This is a genomic window from Streptomyces sp. NPDC060184 (assembly GCF_042728795.1).
GTDB lineage: Bacteria > Actinomycetota > Actinomycetes > Streptomycetales > Streptomycetaceae > Streptomyces.
In genome coordinates this window covers 23,755-47,212 of record NZ_JBHWYX010000009.1, presented here as the reverse complement: position 1 = coordinate 47,212, position 23,458 = coordinate 23,755, and the positions used below count along the sequence as shown (strand labels likewise).

Genomic DNA, 23,458 nt, shown 5'->3' with positions numbered 1-23,458 from the left:
ATCACTACCGTCCAGTCTCATGACGACGATCACGACGCATGCGGTCGAGTACCCAGCCGACGGTCTGACGATGATCGGGCACCTCGCGCTCCCGGCCGGCGTCGACCGTCGGCCCGCGGTGCTGCTCGGACCGGAGGGCACGGGGCTCAGCGACGTCGAGCGCCGCCGTGCCGATGCTCTGGCCGAGCTGGGATATGTAGCGCTGGCCTTCGACCTTCACGGCGGACGCTATCTGGGCGACCCCGAGGACATGCTGGCCCGGTGCATGCCCTTGCTCGCTGATCCCGACCGGATGCGGGGCATCGGCCATGCGGCGCTCGACGTGTTGCACGCCGAACCGCGCACCGACCCCGACCGGATCGCCGCCGTCGGCTACGGCACCGGGGGCGCCGTCGGGCTGGAACTCGGGCGCGACGGCGTCGGCCTGCGCGCGATCGGGACAGTCAACGCACTGACCACGGGCCGACCGGGCGAGGCGGCACGCATCCGTTGCCCGGTGTGGGCCGGGGTCGGGTCGGAAGACCCGATCATGCATGCCGCGCAACGGGACGCGTTCACCGCCGAGATGCAGGCCGCAGGCGTCGACTGGCGCCTCACGGTCTACGGCGGCGCCCTGCACGCCTTCCACCACCCGACGGTCGACCACACCGTGCGCCCCGGCGTCGGCTACCACCCACGGCACGCACAGCGAGCCTGGCGTGATGTCGTGGACCTGCTCGCCGAGTGCCTGCCCGTGACGGAGTGATCTGGTCAGTCCAAGTCCGGGCGCCCGCTGACCGCCGCGATGCCTGGGCTCCACTGCCAACGCGGACGGGGAAGGCTGCGGCTTGTCAATGATCCACTTCGGCCGATCGGCCCGCCCGTGCCCGGCCGACGCGGCTCAGGGGGTGCCGACCGGGAATCAGGGCGGTGTCAGCCCAAGTGCTCAGCCCCAGTGCCCCCCGATGCCGCCGCTGGGGGCGATGGCGTCGATCCGGGCAAGGTCCTCGGCCGTCAGCGTCAGTTCGGCGGATGCGATGTTCTGCTCGACGCGCCCGGGGTTGCGTGAACCGGGGATCGGGACGACGAACTCCTTCTTCGCCAGCAGCCACGCGAGGGCCAGCTGCGAGAGGGAGACGCCCTTGGACCGGGCGAACGCGGCCAGTTCGTCGGTGAGGGCCGTGTTCGCCCCGAAGTTCTCCGGTGCCCACCAGGCCAGCCGCTGACGGAAGTCGTTCGCGTCGTACTGCTCGCGCGGCTTGGCGTTGCCGCTGAGGAAGCCGCGCGCGAGCGGCGAGTAGGCGACGAACCCGATGCCGAGCTCCTCCAGGACGGGGAAGAGCGCCTCGGATCCCGGGGCGAAGATCGAGTACTCGTTCTGCAGAACGGAGATCGGGTGCACCGCGTGGGCCCTGCGGACGGTGTCCTCGTCGGCGTTGGAGAGCCCGAGGTAGGCGACCTTTCCGGCGTCGACCAGCTCCTTCATCACGCCGACGACCTCCTCGATCGGCACCCGGGGGTCGGGCATGTGCTGGTAGAGCAGGTCGATCGAGTCGACGGCGAGATTGCGCAGGCTGTTGTCGACCACCTCGCGGATGTGGTCGGGCCGCGAGTCCTGGCCGAACGACTCGGTGAGGCCGAACTTGGTCGCGATCGTGACCTCGTCGCGGATCGGCGCGAGTGCGTGACCGAGCAGCTTTTCGCCCTCGCCCCAGCCGTACATCTCCGCGGTGTCGAAATGGGTGGTGCCGAGTTCGTGCGCGCGGCGGATCGCGGCGATCGACTCGGTGTCGTCGGAGGGGCCGTATCCGGTCGCGGTGCCCATCGCGCCGTAACCGATCGCGGCGGCGGTCAGGCCCTGACTGCCCAGCTTCCTCGTCTCCACGGGTTTCTCCTCTGTCCTTGGCCTCTACCCAAACCAAACTGTTCGGTTTTACCGTACGCCGGTCCCGGGGGCGCGGCAAACCGAACGGTTCGGTCAAGGGGTGGCCAGGTAGATTGGGGCCATGGCCCCTCCCCCCGGCACCGACTCCACCCGCGACCGCATCGTCGCCGCGGCGACGGCGGAGTTCTCCCGGTACGGGATCGCCGGGGCGCGGATCGAGCGCATCGCCCGAGCGGCGCGGACCAGCAAGGAACGCCTCTACGCCCACTTCCGCGGCAAGGAAGAGCTGTACGCGACCATCGCCGCCGCCGAACTCGCCGCGGTCGCCGGGGCCACCCGCCTGGACCCCGCCGACCTGCCCGGCTACGCGGGACGCGTCCACGACTACTTCGCGGCCCACCCCGAGCGCCTGCGCCTCATGAACTGGGGTCGGCTCGAACTGGCCGACGGTACGCCGCCCGACCCGGACGACCCCATGCAGGCGACCGTGCGCCACAAGACGGGGCAAGTGCGCGAGGCGCAGGAGGCGGGCCTGCTCGATCCGGCGTGGGACCCCGCCGACATCCTGATGTTCGTCAACCAGCTCGCCATGTCGTGGGTCGGCCAGCCGGATCTGACGCCCGTCGACCCGGACGAGCGGGCGGCCTTCCTCGCGGAGCGCCGGGCGGCCATCGTCGCGGCCGTGCAGCGCCTGTTCCCGGCCGCGTCGGCGTGACGGGTCCTGGGGCGCGGGGCGAACTCGTCCCTTCCTGAGGGTGGTTGCCGGTCCAGCCCGGCCCCCTGAGCCGACAGGGCCGGGGTAACGGCTGCGGCGGGGGCGGCGTGGAACCTCCGGGGGGAGCGGGTGTCGGCTCCCGGAGTTCCGTCCTGCGGGCGAACCGGCCGGTCCCTGCCCCCGCCGGGTCCCTCTTCTACGGGCGCAGGTTGGCCAGGGCCTGCGGGGTCAGGTGCCGGGCGAGTACGGCCAGGGCGTCGGAGACCTCCTGGAGCCGCTGCGGATCGTCGGCGCCGAGCGCCTTGGCGAGTGCGTCGTCGACCGTGGTCGCCCGGACCTCAGCCACCCGGCCGGAGAGGTCGGCGGACTGGCGGACCAGCAGGCGGCGGCGGTCGGCCGGGTCGGGTGCCGTCCTGATCGCGCCCGCCTCCTTGAGGCGGGCCACGGCGGTGGACACCTGACTCTGCGGCAGGCCGGTGCGTGCGGCGATCTCGCCGACGGCGCTGTCCGGATGGGCGGCGATGTCGCTCGCCGCGATCAGTACGGACCGTACGGAACCGGGGTGGCGGCCGTTGCCGCCCTCCGGCTCCGGCATGGCCTCCTCGCCGATCTTCATCAGGGTCCGGCCCAGCAGGAACAGCTCGACTCCGTTCATGGGGCCACGGTACATCGCACTCGATACATCTCTCCAGATTCATCGAGGTTGATGTATCTGTATTGATGTATCCAAAACGATGGAATACCTTCGGGGTGGGGCACGGGACCGGAGATGCCGGGGCGGCCCCCAGGCGAAGGGTGGACCCTGTGCGGACACGGCACGCGAACCCGTGGGCAGTCCTCGTGACGCTCTCCCTCGGGTTCTTCATGACACTGCTCGATCTGACGATCGTGAACATCGCCATTCCCGAGATGATCGACGGGCTCGGCGCCTCGCTCGACCAGACCCTCTGGGTGGTCAGCGGCTACGCGCTGGTCCTGGCGGTGCTGCTGATCACCGCCGGCCGTCTCGGCGACCTGTTCGGGCCGCGCAACCTCTTCGCCGCGGGCGTGGTGGTCTTCACGCTGGCCAGCGTGGCCTGCGGGATGGCACGGGACCCCGCGCAACTGATCGCCGCCCGAGCCGTCCAGGGCCTCGGCGCCGCCCTGCTCGTCCCCCAGACGACGACCCTGATCGTCTCGGTCTTCCCCGCCGCCCGGCGCGGTACGGCCATGGGCGTCTGGGGCATGGTCGCCGGTCTCGCCACCCTGTCCGGCCCCACCGTGGGCGGCGTCCTGGTCTCCACGGTGGGATGGCGCTGGATCTTCCTGGTGAACGTGCCCGTCGGCCTCGCCGCGCTCGTCCTCACCTTCCTGGTGGTCCCCGACCTCCGCCCCGGCCGCAGGCACCGCCTCGACGTGGTGGGCGTACTGATCGCCACAGCGGCCCTCTTCTGCCTGGCCTTCGGCCTCCAGGAGGGCGAGCGCTACCACTGGGGTCCCGGCATCCTGACCCTGCTGACCTGCGGTCTCGCGCTCGTCGCGGGATTCCTGCTGCACCAGCGCGGCAGGCAGGACCGGGAGCCCCTGGTGCCCTTCGCGCTCTTCCGGGACCGGGGCTTCACCCTGATGACCGTGCTGGTCGCCCTGGTGTCCGTCGCGATGATCGGACTGGTGCTGCCGTTCAACCTCTACCTGCAGACGGTCCTGCACCTGAGCGCGATCAAGGCCGGAGCGGTGCTTGCCCCGTCCTCGCTGGTGTCGATGACCGTCGGTCCGTTCGCCGGACGGCTCTCGGACCGTATCGGCGGGAAGTACCTCCTGATGGCCGGACTGACGCTGTACGCGGCCGGGATGACCGCGATCACGCTGATCGCGGGGGCGGCCACACCCTGGTACGCGTTCGTCCCGGCGACCGTGGTCACCGGCCTGGGGGTCGGCTGCGTGGTCGCCCCGATGTCCGCCGAAGCGATGCGGAACGTGCCGCCCCGGCTGGCCGGTGCCGCCTCGGGCGTCAACAACACGTTCCGGCAGATCGGTTCCGTCGTCGGCGCGGCCACCGTCGGCGCCCTGCTCCAAGGCAGGCTCGCCGCCGAACTCGCCTCGGGCCGGACGTACGAGGACGCGTTCCTCGCCACGCTGCACGTCACGACGGTCCTCCCGGTCGCGGTGGTGCTGGCCGGGGCGCTCGCCTGCCTGCTGGTACGCACCCCGGCGCGGACCCGGTCCGCCGGTCGCGTACCGACGGCGGCCACCCCGGGGGCGGGGGCGGCGGCCGAGAAGTGACCGCCGCTGAACTCGGCCCGTGGGTCGGGCCCGTGGGAACCGCCGGTGAACCGGTCCCGTGGACTCAGCCGGTCGACGCCTCCCCGCCCGGAGGCGAATCCTCGCCCGGAGCCGAATCCCCGCGCTGGGCGGGCAGTTCGGGAGGGCCGTCCTCGGCGGTGTCGACGATCCGCCACGAGTGCGCCGACGGGTGGTTGTCGAAGAGGCCGCAGGCATCGCCGAGTTCGTCGGACGCGGTGCACCAGAACAGCATCACCCGGTACATCCGGGTGTCGGTCCACCGCACCCAGAGCGCCCCGCCGAGCCGGTCGTCCTCCCACAGCAATTCGGCGTGCTCGGCACGGTGGTGCTCCGCCAGCTCGCAGCGGAGCGGCCGGGCCCGCCCTCCGGTTCCCCCGGCGGTGGGGGCCGCTCCCGCGACCGGAGGCGGCATCAGGGCGGTGGCGGGACAGCGGTTCAGGGGGTGGCCGGACTCCTCCGGCCCCTGCCGCCCGGCGCTCATCGGTCACCGACCGAGGTGTGCCACTCGCCCCGGGACAGGTGGACGACCCCGTCCGGGGTGATGCGGACCCGCGCCCCGAGCAGGGGGAGGGAGCCGTCCGCGTTGAGCCGGTTCCGGAGGCGTTCCAGTACGTCCCAGAGGCGTCGCGGGCCGCTCTGGTGCACGGCGGGAGGGTCGGTCCACTCGGCGGACGCGCGGGCCCAGGAGCCGTCCGGATGCACCAGGTAGGCGGTACGCGTCTTCCCCCGGGCACCGAAACCGAGCTCCACCCCGGGCACGGTGACCTCCAGCATGGACCGCAGCTCCCACGCGTTCTCCAGGTCCACCACCGGGTAGCGGCCCGTACCGATGTCGTCCCCCTCCGCCACGCGCGCGAGCGCGAACAGGTCGGCGCGGGCGTCCGGGTAGGCGTCGCCGGACCGGGCCGGCATGAACCCGGCCATGTCCCGCTCGACCTGCCCCACCACGTCCCCGTCGGCACGCTTCCAGCCGGTGACGATCAGGGTCGTACGGGCCAGCGTCATGGCGAGCCGTCCGCCGGGCACGAGTGAGGCGAGCACCGCGCGGAGACCGGGCCCGGCCGGCAGTCCGACCGTGGACACGATTCGCTCGTACGTCCCCGGCACGTGCTCGGTCGCGTCCGCCGTGAGCATCGTCGGGAAGTACCCCAGCTCCGCGAGCCGTTCGCCCGCAGCGACGGAGAGGTAGGAGTCCACGTCCAGGCTCGTCACGTGCTTGTCCCCGATGCGGAACGACGCGTACGCGGTGAGCCCGCCCGCCCCCGTACCCAGGTCCAGCAGCGGAAGCCCGTCCCCGAGCCGCGCGTGCCGGAGCATCCGGACGGCGAGGCTCGGTGGCGTCGCCGACGACGTGGGCAGCCCCTCCGGCCGGTCCTCGGGCGTGGCGTGATCCGCGTGTAAACCACCCACCCGGGTGACCAACGACCGGTCCGCGTACGCCGCTTCGGCCCATGCCGACGGGTCGTCCGCCCCGTCGCGCAGCGCCCACGCCCCCGTACCGTCCGGCTCCCACCAGCGGGGCACCAACTGATGCCGGGGTACGCGCGCCACCGGCGGGAGCCAGCGGGACACCGGGTCCACGATGTCGGAGGCGAGTTGCTCCGCTTGCGTCTGCCAGTCCATGGGTCGGCCTTTCCGTTGCTTCAGCTGCTGCTTCAAGTACTTCGGGCGCTTCAAGTACTTCGGGTGATTTCCGTCGATCCGTGATCGACGCTGAGCGCGTGGGTGCCGGCGGGGCGCGTACGCCTCCGTAGAGGGCCACGCGCCCCGCCTTCGGTGCCGCGGTGTCCGCGGGTACGTCAGAGCGCTTCGCCCCGACTCCGCGCGTTGCGGCGGGCGTTCTCGGCCCGCAGCCGCTCCATCGGGCTCGCCGGGCGTACGTGCTCGGGCGCGGCTTCCCATTCGATCCCGCCGCCGAGAGGGCGTATGGCCCAGTAAGGGCCGGAGCGCCCACGGAATTCGCCGACCCGGTCCTGACGGCTCGTGTCGACCATGACTGCGCCGAGGACGGGGGCCGGGGGACGACCCATGGCATTCGGACTGACGTTCTCTCCGGACACCTTTCGCTCCTCTCTGTAGCGGTTTCACTACGGGGGGTCTTCAGGGTGTCCTAGAGTCAACTTCCCTTCAACTAGCGAGATTGGAAGGAAGAGGAGGCCCCGGCATGGTCAACCGCCTGGAGTTGAACCCGGAAGCAAGTCCGCGTGCGGCATACGGCGCGCGTATCAGACGTATGCGGGAGAGGCGTGGGTGGAGCCAGGAGGAGCTGGCATCCCATCTGACATATTCCAGCCAGCATATTTCAGCGGTCGAAACTGCTCGGAAACCGCCAACTCTCCGATTCTCACGTGAGCTCGACGCCGTATTCGGCATCGCCGGTTCGGCCGAGTCGTTCGAGAACGAGTGGCGCGAGATCCGGCACGGCGTGCTGCTGGAGGGGTTCCCGGAGTTCGTCGCGTACGAGGGGCGGGCGGTGGAGATCCGGCTCTTCGAGGTGGGGATCATCCCTGGTCTGTTGCAGACGCCGGAGTACGCACAGGTGCTGGCGTACAGTGCGGTGCGGAGGGGCGTCATCACGCCCGAGCAGGCGGACGAGCGAGTGGACCTGCTGGCGGAGCGTCAAGCGGTGCTGGTTCGCCCCCGCCCGCCCATGATGATGGTGGTGATGGACGAGAGCTGCATCCGCAGGCAGGTCGGCGGGGCCACGGTGATGGACGCGCAGCTCGCGCGCCTCGTCGAGTTCGCCGAGCTGCCGAACACCGTGCTCCACATCGCCCCCTACGACATGGGCGAGCGCCGTCCGTTCAACCTCCCGATGAGCCTGCTCACGCTGGCTGACCTGTCCGTGATGGCCTATGCGGAGTCGCAGATGCGCGGGCATCTGGAGCGCGAAACGACTTCCGTGCTCCCTCAGTTGGTGGCCTACCATCAACTGCAGGCCGAAGCGCTGTCTCAGGCGGCCTCGGTGGCCATGATTGAACAGGCACGAAAGGGCACCCCATGACGTCCGAATCCCCCCGTTGGTTCAAGTCCTCGTACAGTGACAACGGTGGCCAGTGTGTCGAGGTCGCAGCCAACCTTGCCGTGGCGCACAACGTCGTCCCCGTCCGTGACTCCAAGGTCCTCGGTGGGCCGGTTCTGGGCTTCACCACCAACTCCTTCACCTCGTTCGTGGCGGGCGTGAAGGCCGGAGAGTTCGGCGCCGTCTGACCCCCGGCGTCGGGCCAACCGCACCAGACAGAAGGAAGCCCCACCGTGCGCGGTGGGGCTTCCTCGTGTTCGGAGGCCAGGTAGGCGTGGTTTCCCCTCGTTGGGGCGGAAGTTGGCGTCCTACGATCGCCCTGCGAGGTGAGCCCTCGTTGCGTGCGGCATACGCGTTCCTGAGTGAGCGTCGACGAAAGGGCATCCTGTGGCGACTGAATCCCCGCGCTGGTTCAAGTCCTCGTACAGCGACAACGGTGGCCAGTGTGTCGAGGTCGCCATCAACCTCGCCGTGGCGCACGACCTGGTGCCGGTTCGTGACGCCAAGGTCTCCGGTGGGCCGGTTCTGAGCTTCACCGTCGACTCCTTCGCGTCGTTCGTGGCGGGCGTGAAGGCCGGAGAGTTCGGCCCCGTCTGACCCCCGGCGACAGCCCTTCTGCATGAGAACAAGGGAAGCCGACCGCCCCGTTCGGCCGGCTGCTCGTGCAGGCAGTCCTCACCCTGCATCTCGAACCAGCCTGAAGCGGGAAGCGGCCCCGCAAGCGTGTGGAACGACGAATGCCGAAAGACAACCCGAAGGACCACGTTGGACAATGCCCAGGTGGACTTCGTGATCGACACCCCCCGAGTGGAGGACGCCGCAGCCCTTGCCCACACCCTCCTGGCGGCGTGGCTGCTGACCTACCCCAACCAGGACGCAGGGATCGACGAGGCATGGATCCGGGCGCAGCGTGGCGACGTGGTCACCACCGAGGGCATCGCCCAGTGGCGGGAGTTCATCGAGGAGGCTGAGCGCAGGCCCGCACATCTCTTCTGCCGTGTGGTGCGCCAGGGAGACGAGATCATCGGCTTCCTGTGTGGGCGCCGCGACGAAGCGGTCAGTCTCGGACCGATGTACCTGCTGCCCCAGGCGCAAGGCCGAAGCATCGGACGCAACTTGATGACGGCATTCCTCACCTGGGCCGACGACGCACCCATCCGCTTGTGGGTTACCGCCTACAACGATCGGGCCATCGACTTCTACCAGCGCTACGGGTTCGAGGACACCGGCGAGCGGCACCTGTGGCGGGACAAGCTGCCGAACCTCCGCATGGCCCGGGCCTGCCCGCCGGAACAACGAGAAGACCAGCCCTGATCGGCTTCACTCCGGGTGTCCACTTCTCGGATCGGAGAGTCGGCTCAGTAGTTCTGGTTCTCGCTCTCCGCCGTCAGCCACTCCATGTGCTCCTGGAAATGCTGCCCCGCCTGCTGGAACAGCTGGTGCTCCCCGTTCTGGAGGCTCTGGACCCCGAACTCCGAGCTGAGGTGCCGGTCGATGACCTTGAGGAGGGCGAAGGGCCCGGTCAACGCGGGCCCGTTGTCGTGGAGTTCATCGGCGGGCATGTCCGCGATGGGGCCGGCGACCATGTCGATCAGCTTGTCCATCACGGCGGAGTTCCGCTGCGCACCGATGAAGTGGTTGCCGTACCCGCCCGTGTCGAGGAGGTACTGGGCCGCGGTCCTGACCTGCTCGGCGGTCACGGCCCCCTCGACGGGCGCCGCCCCCGCGGCCCTCAGTGGGGCGTCGATGCCCTGCTTGTCCCGGATGAGGGGTCCGAAGAAGGGCATGTCCTTCTCGCGGAGCGCCGGACGCGTCTGCCGCAGGTCGACCGTTCCGGACCCCAGGTCCACGTCGGCGTACACACCTCCGTGCTTCTTGAGGATGCTGTACCGGGCGATGTCCGAAGCCAGGGGATAGGCCATGGCCGGACCCGCGGTGGCCCTCTCGTACGTGGCCGCGACCCGCTCGTCGATGGCGTCCTCGATGTACTTGAACTCGATCGCCTTGGCCACCCTCACCTGGGCCTTGTCCAAGAACGACCAGGAACTACGCTTGTCCGTCCAGAGGTTGATGCGCCAGTCGGTGTTCTGGGCCTTCGCAGCCCACGCCAGGACGTTGTTGAACGCCTCCCGGCTGATACCGCGGCCGATCCAGATGAAATGGACCAGGGCCGGGATGTGAACGCGTTCCTCGGCGGGGAACTGGGACACCACCTCGCGGAGGTTGGCGAGATAGGCCGGCTGCGGATCGAGGGCTTCGAGCCGCTTCATGACGAGCGAGACCGCCTCGTGGTCGCCCTTGCCGAGCGCGTCGAAGACGAAGCGGCGGACGTCCTCCTCGTTGTCGGAGTCCACGGCCTCCCGGCCCGCGGTCCCCTCTCCCGCGCGCGTGACGTTGAGCGGAGCGCGTTGCACGGCCGGCCCGGTTCCCGAGGAGGCGGCGGCTTCCGGCGTAACGGGCGTGGCACCGTCCGCCTTCCGCTGCACCGGCGCTGGTGCGCGCATCACCTCGTGGGCCTGCCGTTCGGCGGCCACCTCCAGCGGATCGTCGGGCTTGGAGATGCGCAGGCCGCGCGGGTCGGCTTCACCGCCCACCGGCCCCTGCCGCTGTTGAAGGACATGCCCGAGCTCGTGGGCGAGGGTGTGCTTGTCGCCGCCGCCGTCACCGATGACGATGCTGCTGCCGGACGTGTAGGCACGCGCACCGATCTCCGCGGCCGAGTGGCGCGCCCGGGACCCGGTGTGCAGACGCACGTCGGAGAAGTCCGCGCCGCCGAACCGGGACTCCATCTCCTGCCGCAGCTCACCGCCCATTGGCTGACCCGGACCGCGCAGCACCTCGTGGACGGCCGACCGCTGTACGGCCGTGTCCCCGTGCCCGCAGTCGGGGCCGTGCGCGTGCCGCTGCTCGTCGACCAGCCGGGCGACCGCCGCGTTGCCCGCCGACCGCTGGAGGGAGGTCATGTCGGCGTGGCCCAGGGGCGTCCCGGGAGTCCAGCCCTTGGCGGCGACCGACCGGGACACCGGCTTGGGCTTCGACTCCCGCTGCGTGGACGTGCCTGTCGCCACGTGCTCGTGCGTCAAAAGATCTCCCTGGTCTCATGCCGGACGCCCGGGCCGAGGCAGTCCTCACCGGGACACCCTGGACAACGGCTCGCCCCACCACAAGGACCGCACGGCCCTCCTCACGGGCACACCTCGATGCCCGCGAGGCCCAACCGCGCGGCCGACCAGCCGTTGCCCGGGGTAACCGCCGGGAGCGGCGGTCAGCGCACCTTGCGCACCGGCAGGATCGCCAGCGCCCCGCAGAGGCAGACCGCCGAGGCGGTGATCAGCAGGATCGAATAGTTGTGGCCGCCGCCCAGGGAGATCAGCAGCGCGCCGAGCGCGGGGGCGAAGATCTGCGGGGCCGACATCGCGATGTTGAAGATGCCGAGGTCCTTGGAGGGGTTCTCCGGATCCGGCAGTACGTCGATGACCAGGGCGAGGTCGACGCCGAGGTAGGTGCCGAAGCCCAGGCCCAGGACGAGTTCCGCGCAGTAGAACACGCCGATCGTGTCGGCCTGGCTGAGGATCACCATGCCGATGCCGAAGAGGACCGCGGCGGCGGCGATGAACGGCTTGCGGCGCCCGAAGCGGTCCGAGAGCCAGCCCGCGGCCTGCGCGGAACCCATCACGCAGAAGCCGTACATGAGGACGCCGGTGGCGAGCGTCTCGGTCGCCTCGGCGCTGGTGAGCCGCATCTCGTGCTGGAGGTAGATGAGGCGGAAGGTGGTGAACATCCAGTTGGCCAGCGTCAGCAGGAAGCGCGACAGCCAGGCCCAGGCGAAGTCCGGGTGCTGCTTGGGGCTGACCCAGTAGGTGCGCAGAACTGCCTTGAACCCCTCCCGAGGGGGCTTCGTCTCCAGCGGCTTGTCCGGCAGGACCAGGACGTAGCCGATCACCAGCAGGATGCCGATGACGCTGGGGACCAGGAAGAGCAGCAGCATCTGGTCGGTGAAGCACTTCGCGATCCAGGTGCCCGCGGTGGGGGCCAGGTTCTGCATGATGCCGAGCAGCCCGCTGATCTTGCCGCGCTTGTGCTCGGGGACGTTGTCCGCGACGGTCGCGACGAAGGCGGCGAGGGCCGCGTTGGCGGACGCCGAGGAGATGACGAAGCCGACGGTGACCACGGCGACGCTGTTCGCCGTCGCGATGATCAGCAGACCGGCCAGCAGGCCCAGCATGCCGAGGATCAGCCAGGGACGACGGCGGCCGAACCGGCTGGTGGTGCGGTCGCTGAGCCGCCCGAAGAACGGGTTCGCCAGCATCGCCGCCACCGAACCGGTGGTGGTGATGACGCCGAGCGAGGCGACCTGGTCGTCCTCCGGGACGAACGACTGCACCTTGAGCTGGAGGCTCACCAGGATCGGGGTCAAGAGGGCGAGGAACAGGCCGAGTTGGCCCGCCGCCATGCCGACGACCAGCCGGGGACGGGGGACCTTGGCGGTGGCGGGGGAGGTGCCGGTTGGCGGGCGGAGCGTGTCCGTGGTCACGGTGAGGGCTGCTTCCTGTTGAGCGGGCAGGACATCGCGCAGGCAGAGGGAGGGGAGAGAGGGGAGGGCCCGGGCGCGTACGCCGTGGACCTGTGCGGGGGACGGGGGACGGGGGACGGGGAACGGGGGCGGACGAGGGGGACGGGGAGAGGGGGCCGCCGCCCCGCGGGACGTCTGCGCGCGCGGCGGCCGGGCGGGAGAGGCGCTACGCGTGGACGAGGTGGCGGTCCGCGCCCACCACGCGCTGCGGGCCGGTGAGTTCGACGTCGGCACTCAGCCGGACGTCACCGCTGGACGAGCCGAGCATCAGGCGGATGGTGCCGGGTTCGACGACGCGCCGCCCGTCGCCCGAGGCGTCCTTGGTGTACGAGGTCTGGTCGGCGTGGACCTTGAACGCGACCCGCTTCGCCTCACCGGGGGCCAGCTCCACGACGTCGAAGGCGGCCAACTGCTGGGTGGGCCGGGCGACCTGGGCGACCGGGTCGTCGTAGTACAGCTGGACCGTCTCGCGGCCGGCCCGCTCGCCCGTGTTCCGGACCAGGCAGGAGACCTCGACGAACCCGTCGGTGGGCACCCGGCCCTCCCCGGCGACCCGCAGGTCCTCGTAGCCGAAGGAGGTGTAGGAGATGCCGTGCCCGAACGGGTACAGCGGCGTGTTGTCCAGGACGCTGATGCCCTGGCTGAAACGGCCGAGCGGCGGGTTGAGGTAGGTGCCGGGGCCGCTCCCCGGGAGGGCCGGGATCTGCACGGGCAGCTTGCCGCCGGGGTTCACCCGGCCGGAGAGCACGCGGGCCAGCGCGGGGCCGCCCTCCTCGCCGGGCATGAACGCCTGCACCACGGCCGCGCAGCGCTCCGCGAGACCGCCGAGCGCGTACGGGCGGCCCGAGACGACGAGCAGCACCACCGGGACGCCGGTGGCCAGCACCTCCTCGACCAGCTCCACCTGGACGCCCGGCAGCCGGAGGTCGGGCGCGTCGCACCCCTCGCCCGAGGTGCCGTTGCCGAACATGCCGGAACGGTCGCCGACGACGACCAGCGCCAGATCCGCCGAGGCGGCGGTACGGACGGCGGCGGGCAGCCCGGAGCGGTCGGTGCCGCTGACCGCGCAGCCCCGCTCGTAGGCGAAGTCGACGTCCCTCAGCTCGGCGGTCAGCGCCTCGCGCAGGCTCGGCAGTGCGAGACCCGCCGGGTGGCCGGGGTGCTTCGGCAGCACGTGGTTCGGGAAGGAGTAGCAGCCCAGGAAGGTGCCCGAGTCGTCGGCGCCCGGCCCGATCAGCGCGATCCGGGGCGTGCGCGCCGCATCCAGGGGGAGAGCGGCGCCCTCGTTGGCGAGCAGCACGACGGAGCGCTCGGCGAGGGTACGGGCGAGGGCGCGGTTGGCCGGGGAGTCCAGGTCGACGGGGACACCCAGGCCCGCGTCCGCCTCCGGGGTCCAGCCGGCGTCCAGCAGACCGAGCCGCAGCTTGTGGCGCAGGACGCGCTCGACGGCACGGTCCAGCAGCGCGGGGTCGACCCGGCCGTCATCGAGCTGCTCGGCCAGCGGGTCGCCGTAGCAGCGGGTGTTGGGGAGCTCGACGTCCATGCCTGCGGTCAGCGCGACACGGGCCGCGTCCCCCTCGGTGGCGGCGACCCGGTGCATGGTCCGCAGGAACGCGATCGACCCGTAGTCGGAGACGACCGTGCCGTCGAAGCCCCACTGCTCGCGCAACACCTCCGTCAGCAGGTGCTCGTCGGCGCAGGCGGGGACACCGTCCTGGTCGGTGTAGGTGTTCATCACCGAACCGACGGCACCCTCGCGCACCGCCATCTCGAACGGCGGCAGAATCACGTCGGCCATCTCGCGGGCGCCGACGGAGACGGGCGCGTGGTTGCGGGCGCCCCGCGAGGCGGCGTGCCCGGCGAAGTGCTTGAGCGTGGCGATGACGCCCTCGGACTGCACCCCGCGCACATAGGCGGTGCCCACCAGACCGGTCAGGTACGGGTCCTCGCCGAGGGTCTCCTCCACGCGCCCCCAGCGGTAGTCGCGTACGACGTCCAGGACCGGGGCGAGACCCTGGTGCACGCCGACGGACGCCATGTCCCGGCCGATCGCGGCGCCCATCTCCTCGACCAGCCCGGTGTCGAAGGTCGCGGCCCAGGCCAGCGGAGTGGGGTAGACCGTGGCGCCGAAGGCGGCGAAGCCGGTGAGGCATTCCTCGTGGGCGATGGCGGGGATGCCGAGGCGGGTGTGGTCGGTCAGCATCCGCTGGAGCCGGATCAGTTCGGCGCGGCCCTCCTCGGGGGTGAGGGGCCGGGTGCCGTACGGGCGGGTGAGCTGGCCGATGCCCTGCGCGAGGGCCGCGGACTCGGTGGAACCGGCGGCGAGCGCTTCCTCGATCGGCGCGACCCGGGCGTCACCGCTGCCGACGTTGGCCTTGCCCCAGTAGCTGCCCAACTGGGCGAGCTTCTCGGCCCGCGTCATCGCGGACATGAGGGCTTCGACCCGCTCGTCGTCACCGAGCGAGGTGTCGTTCCACTGGTTCATCGGGGCTCCCGCTTCCGGCCCGTACGCCTGCGCCGCCACGTCGTCGGGAGGGCGGACCGGATAGATAAATTCACGTCATTGACAAAAAGGTGCCGTCAGCATGCGCAGGGATAAACGCCGAGGTCAATGGGTTGCGAAGGAGATTCTGAGGTAAGTGGAAGAACTGATTCCGGGCATGCCGAAGAGCGGCTGCGGCCCCGGTCGGGGGCAGCGCGCAGCCGCTCTTCGGCCTTCGGCCGGCCTTCAGGGACGCAGAGCCGTGACGCCTTTCGGAGAGCTGCCCGGGAGACCTCGGACAGCCCGGATTCAGTGGGCCCCGAGACGGGGCACGCCGGTGTCGGTGGACCCGGAGACAACAAGCCAGCCGGTGTCAGCGGGCTCTCGGACGACAGGGCCCGCCGGTGTCGGTGGACCCGGAGACGACAGGCTTCGCCGGTGTCAGTGGCCGAACGACCGGTGCGCCACACCTTCGAGGTGCGCACGCATCGCCGCCTCGCAGGCGTCCACGTCCGCCGCCTCGAACGCGTCGAGGACGGCCGCGTGCTCGGCGAGCGCCTCCCGCGTGTCGGTGACCCGGCCGCCGGTGAAACGCCGGAAGCGCTGGATGTGCGCGCCCAGCGGATCGATGGCCGCCGACAGGAACCGGTTGCCCGCCGCGCGGGCGATCGTCGCGTGGAAGGCGGAGTCGGCCTGGAGGTACGCCCGGAAGTCGTCCGCCACCCGCTGCCCCGCCGCCGCCTCCATCAGCCGGTGGCTCTCGGCCAGCGCACGCGCCGTCCCCGCCGCGTCCCGCTCGCACGCCTGACGCGCGCTGAACGGCTCGATGAGCAGCCGGGCACCCATCAGCTCACGGAACCCGCCGTCGTCCAGAAGCGGGGCGACCGTGTAGCCGCGGTGCGGGACGCGCACGACCAGGCCGGTGTTCTCCAGCTTGGCGAGCGCTTCCCGCAACGGCGTCGGCGAGACGCCCCAGTCCTTGGCGATGGTGTCGATGCGCAGCGGCGTCCCCGGCTCCAGGCCCTCGTCGAGGATCAGCGCGAGCAGCGCGTCGTACGCCTCGTCCATGAGCACGGTCCTGCCGAGCCCCGCCGGACGTACCTGCCTGCCGGCTGGTCCCATCGTCGACTCTCCCTGTGATGTGCCGGACCCGTCCGGCGGACCGGGTGTCGGCCCGGCGTTCAGCCCGGCGGTCAGCCTGGATTCCAGCCGGGTTTTCAGCCTAACCGGCGCCGCCGTCCCTCCCCCCACGGGGCAGCACTCAGCGCGCGGTGCGCGGGGAGAGGAGGGTGACCAGCGCCGAGTCGTCCTCGGCGGCCAGGCCCTGGCTGATGGCGAGCTGGTAGAGCTGGTCGGCCGCGGCGGCCACCGAGGTCGCGACCCCGGCCTTCTTCGCGAGGGACACCACGATGTTCATGTCCTTGCGGATGATGTCGAGGCGGGAGCGCAGCTCGGGGCCACCGGTGCCGTCCTCCTTCACCTCGTACTGCTGGACCATCCGCGGACCGCGGTCGGCCAGCATGAAGGAGGCGGCGGCGCCCTGGCCGAGCACGTCGACGGCGCGGTCCAGGTCGATGCCGAGGGCGCGGGCCAGCGCGAGGGACTCGGCCGCCGCCGCCGTGTGGATGCCGCACAGCAGCTGGTTGACGGTCTTCATGATCTGGCCGTCGCCCACCCGGGGCCCGACGACGTGCAGCGTCGAGCCCAGCCGGGCGAGGACCGGCTCGGCGGCGGCGCGCGCCTCGTCGTCCGCGCCGACCATGATCAGCAGGTCGCCGGTACCGGCCCGCACCGCCCCACCGCTCACCGGAGCGTCGACCAGCCGCACCCCCTGCTCGGCCAGGCGCGCCGCGACGGACTGCACGCCGTCGACGCCGACCGTCGAGGTGACCACGACGACCGCACCCGCACTCAGCGACTCGGCGGCCCCGCGCTCGACGATCCCGCCGCCGAACAGGCAGGACTCCAGCTGCTCCTGGTCGCGGACGGCGATGACGACCACATCGGCGCCCTCGGCGGCCTCGGCCGGCGTGGCGGCGGGTACGGCACCGGCCTCGGCGGCGAGCGTACGGCGCTCCTCGAAGACGTCGAAGGCGCGGACCGGGAAGGCACCGGCGAGACGGGTGGCCATCGGCAGGCCCATCGCGCCGAGACCGAGGACGGCGGTGGTGGGGGTGGGGTTCTCAGCGGACATGGGGTGCTTCTTCCTTGCGGGATGCGGTCGTGAGGGCCGCAGGGTCAGGTTCTCTTACGGGGCCGCCCCGGGCGTGACGCCTCTCCGGGGCCGCCCCGGGCGTGACGCCTCTCCGGGGCGGCCCCACGGGCGGGGCGGGTCGACGGGCGGGGCGGGTCGACGGGCGGGCGGGTCAGACGAAGACCGCGTACAGCAGCAGGGACATGGCCAGGCCCATCACCGCGACGATCGTCGACAGGGCCGACCAGGTCTTGATGTTCTGGGAGACGCTCATCCCGAAGTACTCCTTCGCCAGCCAGAAACCGGCGTCGTTGACGTGCGAGAAGAAGAGCGAACCCGCGCCCACGGCGAGCGCGATCAACGAGGCCTCCACCGGCGGGACGCCCGCCGCGAGCGGCGCCATGATCCCGGCGGCGGCGGTCGTGGCGACGGTCGCCGAACCGGTCGCCAGCCGGATCAGGACGGCCAGCAGCCAGCCGAGGACCAGCAGCGGCAGATGCGCCTCCGCGGCGAACTTGCCGATGGCGTCCGCGACCCCGGTGTCGACGATGAGCTGCTTGAAGCCGCCGCCCGCACCGACGATCAGCAGGATCCCGGCCACCGCGGGCAGGCCCGCGCTCACGGTCGCACGGACCTCGGCGCGGTCGCGGCCGAGCCGGAACCCGAAGACGACCATGGCGAAGAGCACCGCGATGAACATCGCGATCAGCGGAGTGCCGAGGAAGTCCAGCAGGTGGTTGAACCAGGCGTCGCCCGGGAACGCGATGTCGGCGATCGACTTGGCGAGCATCAGCACGACCGGCAGCGCGATCGCACCGACGGAGACGGCGAAGCTCGGCGTCCGGCGGTCCGTGCCCGGCTCCCGCGCCTGGTCGGCCTCCTTGACCAGCGAGGCGATGAGCGCGGCGGGCGCCTCGGTGCGCACGTGGCGGGCGATGAACTTCCCGTACAGCGGTCCCGCGAGGATCACCGTCGGGATCGCCGCGAGGAGGCCCAGGCCGAGGGTGGTGCCCACATCGGCCTTGAGCGCGCTGACCGCGACCAGCGGGCCGGGGTGCGGCGGCACGAACGCGTGCATGGTGCCCAGGCCCGCGAGGGCGGGCACGGCGAGCAGCACCAGCGGCGTCTTCGTCCGCTTGGCCATGACCACGATGATCGGCACCAGCAGGACGAGACCGACCTCGAAGAACATCGGCAGCCCGATGACCGCGGCGATCAGCGCCATCGACCACGGCAGCAGACGCGGACCCGACCGCGAACCGATGGTGTCGACGATGCGGTCCACACCCCCGGAGTCGGCGAGGAGTTTGCCGAGGATCGCGCCGAGCGCGATCAGGGCGCCGGTCGAGCCGAGGGTGGAGCCCATCCCGGCGCTGAACGAGTCGACGACCTCGGAGAGTCCGGTCCCCGAGCCGATGCCGAGCAGAACCGATCCGCCGATGAGGGCGACGAACGGGTGGAAGTCGAGGATCGCGATCAGCGAGACGATCACGCCGATCGCGAGGGCGACCATGACGATGAGCCGGGTGTCGTGTCCGGTCCACGGCGCGGTCGCCGCCGCCAGTGTCTCGGGTCTGGCCAGGGCGGATATGGACATGCGGGGTGCACCTTACGTCGTTGTAAGCGGTGGCGGGGGTGGGAACGCGGGGTGGCGGGAGGGGCCGGCTCAGCAGCCGGCGGAACCGTCCTCGGCACCGGCGGGCGCGGCGGTGTCGTACGCGTCGAGGACGGCGACCTTCTCGCCCGACGGGGAGGACTCGTCGAAGCGGTAGCCGACCCACTCGCGGACCAGACGGCGGGCGAGTTCGAGGCCGATGACACGCTGGCCCATGGTGAGGACCTGGGCGTTGTTGCTGAGGACCGCCCGCTCCACGGAGAAGCTGTCGTGGGCGGTCACCGCGCGGATGCCCTTCACCTTGTTGGCGCTGATCGCGACGCCGAGCCCGGTGCCGCAGAACAGCAGGGCGCGGTCCGCGTCCCCGTCGGCCACCACACGTGCGGCGGCCACCCCGATGTGCGGGTAGGCGGTGTGCTCGTCGGCCTTGACGCCGACGTCGACGACGGACGCCACGCGCGGATCGGCTTCCAGATCGGCCTTGAGGGCTTCCTTGTACGCGTATCCGGCGTCGTCGCAGCCGATGACGATGCGGAGCGGAGCGAGGGTCTGGTTCTGCGTCATGTCGGGGTTCCCGGGGGTGATGGGGTGGTCGGGGACGTTCGCGGCGCGGGCGCGGGCGGGGGCGCGGGGCAGCCGGTCTTGGGCGCGGGTCAGCCGGTCGTGGTGCCGGTGCCGGTGCCGGTGCCGTCGCCGAGCAGCGCGGCGACGGTCCGGGCGCACAGGGCCAGCGAGAGGGCACCGGCGTCGGGGGTGCCGACGCTGCGCTCGGCGAGCGGCCGGGCGCGGCCCAGGCGCGGGGTGAGCGCGGCGGTGGCGTCGGCGGCCTCGGTGGCCGCGGTCGCGGCCTCGGCGAAGGCGGACCGGGGGGCCGTACCGCGCGCGACGCCCGCGGTGAAGGTGTCGACCAGCGGGACGAGCGCGTCCACGAGCGTCTTGTCGCCGGGCTTCGCCCCGCCGAGCGAGGTGACGGCGTCCAGCGCGGCCCGGGCGCCCCCGGCGGCGCGCACCCCGTCGGCCCGGCCCGCGTCACCGAGCTCCTGGGCCAGGGCGCGCAGCGCGACACCCCACAGCACACCGGAGGTGCCACCGGCCTGGTCGGCCCAGGCGTCGGCGGCGGCGCTCAGCAGCGAACGCGCCCCGGCCCCGGCCGCGTCGGCCTCCTCGGCGGCCCGGACGGCCGCGTCGACGCCCTTGGTCATGCCGCGCCCGTGGTCACCGTCACCGGCGACCGCGTCGATCCGGCCCAGCTCCTCGGCGGCCTCGTGCAGCGCGGTGCGCAGTGCCCGCAGCGCGGCGAGGACATCGGCCGCGGCGGCACGGGACGCGGCGTCGCCCACCACGACCGGGGCCTTCGCCTGCTCGCCGGAGACGACGCGCGGCGCGTCCGGGACCTTCGGCAGCGGCAGGCGGCGGAAGCCGGGGGCGTCGGCCGAGGCGCACCAACGGCGCTCCAGGTCCTCGTCGAGCCACATCAGGGTGAGGGAGCAGGCGGCCATGTCGAGGCTGGTCACGAGCTCGCCGACCTCGGGGCGGACCACCGTGAGACCGGCCTCGGCCAGGGCGTCGGAGACATGGCCCCAGACCAGGAACAGCTCCTCGTACTTGGTGGCGCCCAGCCCGTTGAGGATGGCGGCGACGCGCGGCCCGGCCCCTTCCGGGCGCTCTTCGAGGAGGCGGTCGACGAGCGTGCGGGCGATCGTCGGGGCGTCGGCCATGTCGGCGTCGCGCACGCCCGGTTCGCCGTGGATGCCGAGGCCGATGGCCATCTTGCCCTCGGGGACCGTGAAGAGCGGGGTGTCGGCGCCCGGCATGGTGCAGCCGTCGAAGGCGATGCCGAACGAGAACGTACGGTCGTTGGCACGGCGGGCCGCGGCCTCCACGCCGTCCAGGTCCAGGCCCTCCTCGGCGGCGGCGCCGGCGACCTTGAAGACGGTGAAGTCGCCCGCTATGCCCCGGCGTTCGTGGCGGCGCTCGGCGGGGGCGCTGGCCACGTCGTCGGTGACCATGACCGTACGCGTGTCGATCCCGGCGTCCCGCAGCCTGGCCTGGGCCATGCCGAAGTTCATGCGGTCGCCCGCGTAGTTGCCGAAGGAGAAGAGGACGCCCGCGCCGGTGTCGGCGGCCCGTGCCACCGACTCGGCCTGCCGGGCGGACGGCGAGGTGAAGATGTTGCCGACCACGGCACCCGCCGCGAGCCCTTCGCCCACCAGCCCGCTGAACGCGGGGTAGTGCCCCGAACCACCGCCGACGACCACCGCCACCCGGCCCGCCTCCTGCGGCCGGGAGCGGACGACACCGCCGGGCACCACGGTGACGTGCTCCGGGTAGACCGCGGCGAAACCTCGCAGCTGGTCCTCGCTGAAGCGGTCGGGGTCGTCGAAGAGCCGGGTCATGGCGGGTGAACTCCCAGTCGGAGAGGTACGGATGGGTGCGGGCGCGGGGGATCGCCCCGCGCGCCGGGGGACGCCCGCGGGGCTCGTGCGCGCGGGCGTGGGGCCGCACGCAGAGAGGTACGCGGGCGGTGGGGCCCGCTGGTCGGGCGGGCGGGCCCCACCGCCCGCCGCCAGGGGGGCCGGGTACGGCCCGGTGGGGCGGCGGGTGCGGCGGACGGGGAGGTCAGGCCCCGGTGCCGCGCGGCAGGATGCGCCGGATGTACTCGCGGTTGGAGGCCGCCACGCTCAGGCCGTCGCCGCCGTAGTGCTCGACGCAGAACGCGCCGGTGTAGCCGTGCGCGAGGGCGATCCTGATCGCCTGGCGGTAGCTGACGAAGCCGGACTCCATCGGCGCCGGGGAGGTCAGAACCGTGCCCGTGGCCGGGTCCTCGACGCGGTAATAGCTCTTCACGTGCCAGTAGTTGGCGTGCGGCAGCGTCTTGGTGACCATCGACTCCCAGGACTCGATGGGGCGCTGCATCCGGATGAGGTTGCCCAGGTCCGGGTTGAGGCCGACGTTGGAGCGGTCGATGTCGGTGAGCAGGGCGACGGAGGAGTCCGCGGTGCCGAGGTAGGTGTCCTCGTACATCTCCAGCGACAGCTCGACGCCCACCGAGGCGGCGTGGTCGGCGAGTTCGCGCAGCCGGGTGACGGCCTTGTTCCAGGTCTCCTGGTCACCGACCGGGTCCTTGGGGCCCGGCACCGTCCAGAACCAGAGCACGGCCTGCTGCTCGGGGGTGAGCGGCCGGTGCAGACCGACCGAGACGAGCGGGACGCCGAGGGCGGCAGCCGCGTCGATGGTGCGGTGCGAGTAGGCGAGGTTGTCGTCGCCGTCGACGGGGTCGATGACGCTGCGCCGGATCGCGGAGATGGCCGGGGCGGTCAGGCCGACCTCCGTGAGCGTGGCCCGCAGCTCCTCCAGGCGGGCGGGGGCCAGATCGCCGGGGCGCAGCCAGCCGTCCGTGAGGTCGACCTCGGTGAACCCGGCGTCCGCGACGTCCCGCAGGCTCGTGGCCCACTGCTCGGCGGTCTGCTCCTGGGTGGAGACACCGTCGGGTCCGACGTTCGGGAACTGCAGCAGGGCGGCGGCGATCGGCCAGGTTTCTGCGGTGTGAGTCATCATCGGCTCCCTTTCTCTATTTCCTATAGGATCTAGAATCCTGGGAGCTGTCAATGTGCTCCATCTCACCAACTGGTTCCCTGTGGCCGGTCGCCGCGCGGGGCGCGGCCGGGGGCCGGATCGGGCCGGGGTGCGGTCCGGCAGGTGACCCGGTCCCGCCCGGAGCCGACGCGCACGGGACGGCCGGAGGGGCTCGGGGGTCAGCCGGGCGCCGCCGCGCGGCGGGCCGCCGGGCGGATCAGTTCAGCCGGGCCCGGGCCGCCCGTGCCGCGTTCCGTATCGACTCCGCCGCCGCCGGCTCGATGCCGCCGATGACCTCCGCGTACTCCTCCATCTCCGACGCGCCGCGCAGGAACTCGCCCCGCTGGACGAGGAGTTGAGCGCGCTCGTACCTCAGGCGCGCCGGATGCGAGGGAAGCAGGAGCGAGAGTTCGACCGCCCACAGCGCCACGTCGGAGCGTTCGGGACGGGCCGAGGCCCAGGCGCGGATGTTGTTGAGGATGCGCAGCACGATCGCCTGCGGCCGGGCGGGCGTCGGCAGCGACCCGCGCAGCGGCACCCCGGTCGAGCCCGCCACCATCAACTCGGCGTCCTCGCCGGTCAGGACCACGCCCCCGGCGAACGGATCGGCCAGCACGTGCTCCGCCGGATCGCCGAAACCGACCACGAAGTGGCCCGGCAGTGCGACCCCGTGCACCGGGGCGCCCGCCCGCCGCGCCACCTCCATCCACACCACGGAGAGCAGGATCGGCAGCCCCCGGCGGCGGTCCAGCACCTGCTGGAGGAGCGACGACTCCAGCCGCTGGTAGTCGGGGGACGCGCCGCAGAAGCCGTAGCGCCCGCCGAGGAGTTCGCCCAGCGCCGTCGCCCACTCCAGCGGGGTGGCCAGGCCGTGCGGGAGGAGACCGGCCAGCCGGTCCAGTTCGATCTGCGCCGCGTCGATGCCGTACGGATCGGGGGAACCCGGCGGCGGCTCCGGCATCGCCTCCGCGCCCACCAGCAGGCAGAGCAACGCGAGATCGGGGCGCTCCGAGCGGGCCTCCTCGGCGAACAGCGCCCGCCGCCCGGCGGTGGAGAAGTCCTCGGAAGCCGATCCGTCGTCCACGGGTTCCACGTCTGACACCTGCTCCGCCACTCCGAACGCCCGTGCCGTCA

The 23,458-nt window shown here is 72.0% G+C and carries 22 protein-coding genes; 7 read left to right on the top strand and 15 right to left on the bottom strand.

The window, feature by feature from the left end; translation table 11 throughout:
* Positions 1–19: 19 nt before the first annotated feature.
* On the top strand, positions 20–745 hold the full coding sequence (locus ACFWEE_RS08305) for a dienelactone hydrolase family protein (RefSeq protein ID WP_386887518.1): 726 nt from the start codon (positions 20–22) through the stop codon (positions 743–745).
* A gap of 180 nt (positions 746–925) precedes the next feature.
* Here the strand turns inward: ACFWEE_RS08305 and ACFWEE_RS08300 are convergent, their stop codons facing one another.
* Positions 926–1,864 carry an aldo/keto reductase gene (locus ACFWEE_RS08300; RefSeq protein ID WP_386887516.1) on the bottom strand — a complete coding sequence of 313 codons (939 nt, stop codon included), beginning with the start codon at positions 1,862–1,864 and terminating at the stop codon, positions 926–928.
* Positions 1,865–1,985: 121 nt separating this feature from the next.
* Here ACFWEE_RS08300 and ACFWEE_RS08295 point away from each other — a divergent pair, with 121 nt between their 5' ends.
* Positions 1,986–2,579: a TetR family transcriptional regulator gene (locus tag ACFWEE_RS08295; RefSeq protein WP_386887515.1), complete on the top strand. Its 594-nt coding sequence runs from the start codon at positions 1,986–1,988 to the stop codon at positions 2,577–2,579.
* Positions 2,580–2,775: 196 nt separating this feature from the next.
* Here the strand turns inward: ACFWEE_RS08295 and ACFWEE_RS08290 are convergent, their stop codons facing one another.
* Complete coding sequence (locus tag ACFWEE_RS08290; protein WP_386887513.1) at positions 2,776–3,234, bottom strand: MarR family transcriptional regulator; 459 nt, start codon at positions 3,232–3,234, stop codon at positions 2,776–2,778.
* A gap of 185 nt (positions 3,235–3,419) precedes the next feature.
* Here ACFWEE_RS08290 and ACFWEE_RS08285 point away from each other — a divergent pair, with 185 nt between their 5' ends.
* Complete coding sequence (locus ACFWEE_RS08285) at positions 3,420–4,841, top strand: DHA2 family efflux MFS transporter permease subunit (RefSeq protein ID WP_386887511.1); 1,422 nt, start codon at positions 3,420–3,422, stop codon at positions 4,839–4,841.
* A 64-nt stretch (positions 4,842–4,905) separates the two neighbouring features.
* Here the strand turns inward: ACFWEE_RS08285 and ACFWEE_RS08280 are convergent, their stop codons facing one another.
* The 3 genes from ACFWEE_RS08280 to ACFWEE_RS08270 all read right to left on the bottom strand — a co-directional run bounded on the left by ACFWEE_RS08280 (position 4,906) and on the right by ACFWEE_RS08270 (position 6,922).
* Positions 4,906–5,343, bottom strand: coding sequence for a hypothetical protein (locus ACFWEE_RS08280; protein ID WP_386887509.1), 438 nt, complete (start codon positions 5,341–5,343; stop codon positions 4,906–4,908).
* Positions 5,340–6,485, bottom strand: a complete 1,146-nt coding sequence (locus tag ACFWEE_RS08275; protein ID WP_386887507.1) for a methyltransferase type 11 — start codon at positions 6,483–6,485, stop codon at positions 5,340–5,342. Before ACFWEE_RS08275 ends, ACFWEE_RS08280 begins: the two co-directional genes overlap by 4 nt.
* Positions 6,486–6,661: 176 nt before the next feature.
* Complete coding sequence (locus tag ACFWEE_RS08270) at positions 6,662–6,922, bottom strand: hypothetical protein (RefSeq protein ID WP_386887505.1); 261 nt, start codon at positions 6,920–6,922, stop codon at positions 6,662–6,664.
* A 104-nt stretch (positions 6,923–7,026) separates the two neighbouring features.
* Between ACFWEE_RS08270 and ACFWEE_RS08265 the strand changes: the two genes are divergently transcribed.
* The 4 genes from ACFWEE_RS08265 to ACFWEE_RS08250 all read left to right on the top strand — a co-directional run bounded on the left by ACFWEE_RS08265 (position 7,027) and on the right by ACFWEE_RS08250 (position 9,198).
* A complete protein-coding gene (locus ACFWEE_RS08265) occupies positions 7,027–7,866 on the top strand; it encodes a Scr1 family TA system antitoxin-like transcriptional regulator (RefSeq protein ID WP_386887504.1) in 840 nt (279 codons plus the stop codon).
* Positions 7,863–8,072: a DUF397 domain-containing protein gene (locus tag ACFWEE_RS08260; protein ID WP_386887502.1), complete on the top strand. Its 210-nt coding sequence runs from the start codon at positions 7,863–7,865 to the stop codon at positions 8,070–8,072. The genes ACFWEE_RS08265 and ACFWEE_RS08260 overlap by 4 nt, the downstream gene beginning before the upstream one ends.
* Positions 8,073–8,271: 199 nt before the next feature.
* Positions 8,272–8,481, top strand: coding sequence for a DUF397 domain-containing protein (locus ACFWEE_RS08255; RefSeq protein WP_386887501.1), 210 nt, complete (start codon positions 8,272–8,274; stop codon positions 8,479–8,481).
* A 183-nt stretch (positions 8,482–8,664) separates the two neighbouring features.
* Positions 8,665–9,198: a GNAT family N-acetyltransferase gene (locus tag ACFWEE_RS08250; protein ID WP_386887499.1), complete on the top strand. Its 534-nt coding sequence runs from the start codon at positions 8,665–8,667 to the stop codon at positions 9,196–9,198.
* A 44-nt stretch (positions 9,199–9,242) separates the two neighbouring features.
* Here ACFWEE_RS08250 and ACFWEE_RS08245 read toward each other — a convergent pair whose 3' ends face one another.
* From ACFWEE_RS08245 to ACFWEE_RS08200, 10 genes are all read right to left on the bottom strand, one after another.
* Positions 9,243–10,967: a DUF4157 domain-containing protein gene (locus tag ACFWEE_RS08245; RefSeq protein ID WP_386887497.1), complete on the bottom strand. Its 1,725-nt coding sequence runs from the start codon at positions 10,965–10,967 to the stop codon at positions 9,243–9,245.
* Between the two features lie 182 nt (positions 10,968–11,149).
* Complete coding sequence (locus tag ACFWEE_RS08240; RefSeq protein WP_386887496.1) at positions 11,150–12,418, bottom strand: MFS transporter; 1,269 nt, start codon at positions 12,416–12,418, stop codon at positions 11,150–11,152.
* Positions 12,419–12,623: 205 nt separating this feature from the next.
* Positions 12,624–14,942, bottom strand: a complete 2,319-nt coding sequence (locus tag ACFWEE_RS08235) for a beta-glucosidase (protein WP_386887495.1) — start codon at positions 14,940–14,942, stop codon at positions 12,624–12,626.
* 438 nt (positions 14,943–15,380) lie between these two features.
* Positions 15,381–16,061, bottom strand: a complete 681-nt coding sequence (locus tag ACFWEE_RS08230; RefSeq protein ID WP_386887493.1) for a GntR family transcriptional regulator — start codon at positions 16,059–16,061, stop codon at positions 15,381–15,383.
* A 139-nt stretch (positions 16,062–16,200) separates the two neighbouring features.
* On the bottom strand, positions 16,201–17,133 hold the full coding sequence (locus ACFWEE_RS08225; protein ID WP_386887491.1) for an NAD(P)-dependent oxidoreductase: 933 nt from the start codon (positions 17,131–17,133) through the stop codon (positions 16,201–16,203).
* A 172-nt stretch (positions 17,134–17,305) separates the two neighbouring features.
* Positions 17,306–18,730 (bottom strand): gluconate:H+ symporter, encoded by a 1,425-nt coding sequence (locus ACFWEE_RS08220; protein WP_386887489.1) that lies wholly within the window; start codon positions 18,728–18,730, stop codon positions 17,306–17,308.
* A gap of 69 nt (positions 18,731–18,799) precedes the next feature.
* Positions 18,800–19,312, bottom strand: a complete 513-nt coding sequence (locus ACFWEE_RS08215; RefSeq protein WP_386887487.1) for a ribose-5-phosphate isomerase — start codon at positions 19,310–19,312, stop codon at positions 18,800–18,802.
* 89 nt (positions 19,313–19,401) lie between these two features.
* Positions 19,402–21,144: a dihydroxyacetone kinase family protein gene (locus ACFWEE_RS08210; RefSeq protein ID WP_386887485.1), complete on the bottom strand. Its 1,743-nt coding sequence runs from the start codon at positions 21,142–21,144 to the stop codon at positions 19,402–19,404.
* A gap of 223 nt (positions 21,145–21,367) precedes the next feature.
* Positions 21,368–22,303, bottom strand: coding sequence for a sugar phosphate isomerase/epimerase family protein (locus ACFWEE_RS08205; protein WP_386887483.1), 936 nt, complete (start codon positions 22,301–22,303; stop codon positions 21,368–21,370).
* Between the two features lie 238 nt (positions 22,304–22,541).
* On the bottom strand, positions 22,542–23,408 hold the full coding sequence (locus ACFWEE_RS08200; RefSeq protein ID WP_386887701.1) for a transglutaminase-like domain-containing protein: 867 nt from the start codon (positions 23,406–23,408) through the stop codon (positions 22,542–22,544).
* Between the last annotated feature and the right edge of the window lie 50 nt (positions 23,409–23,458).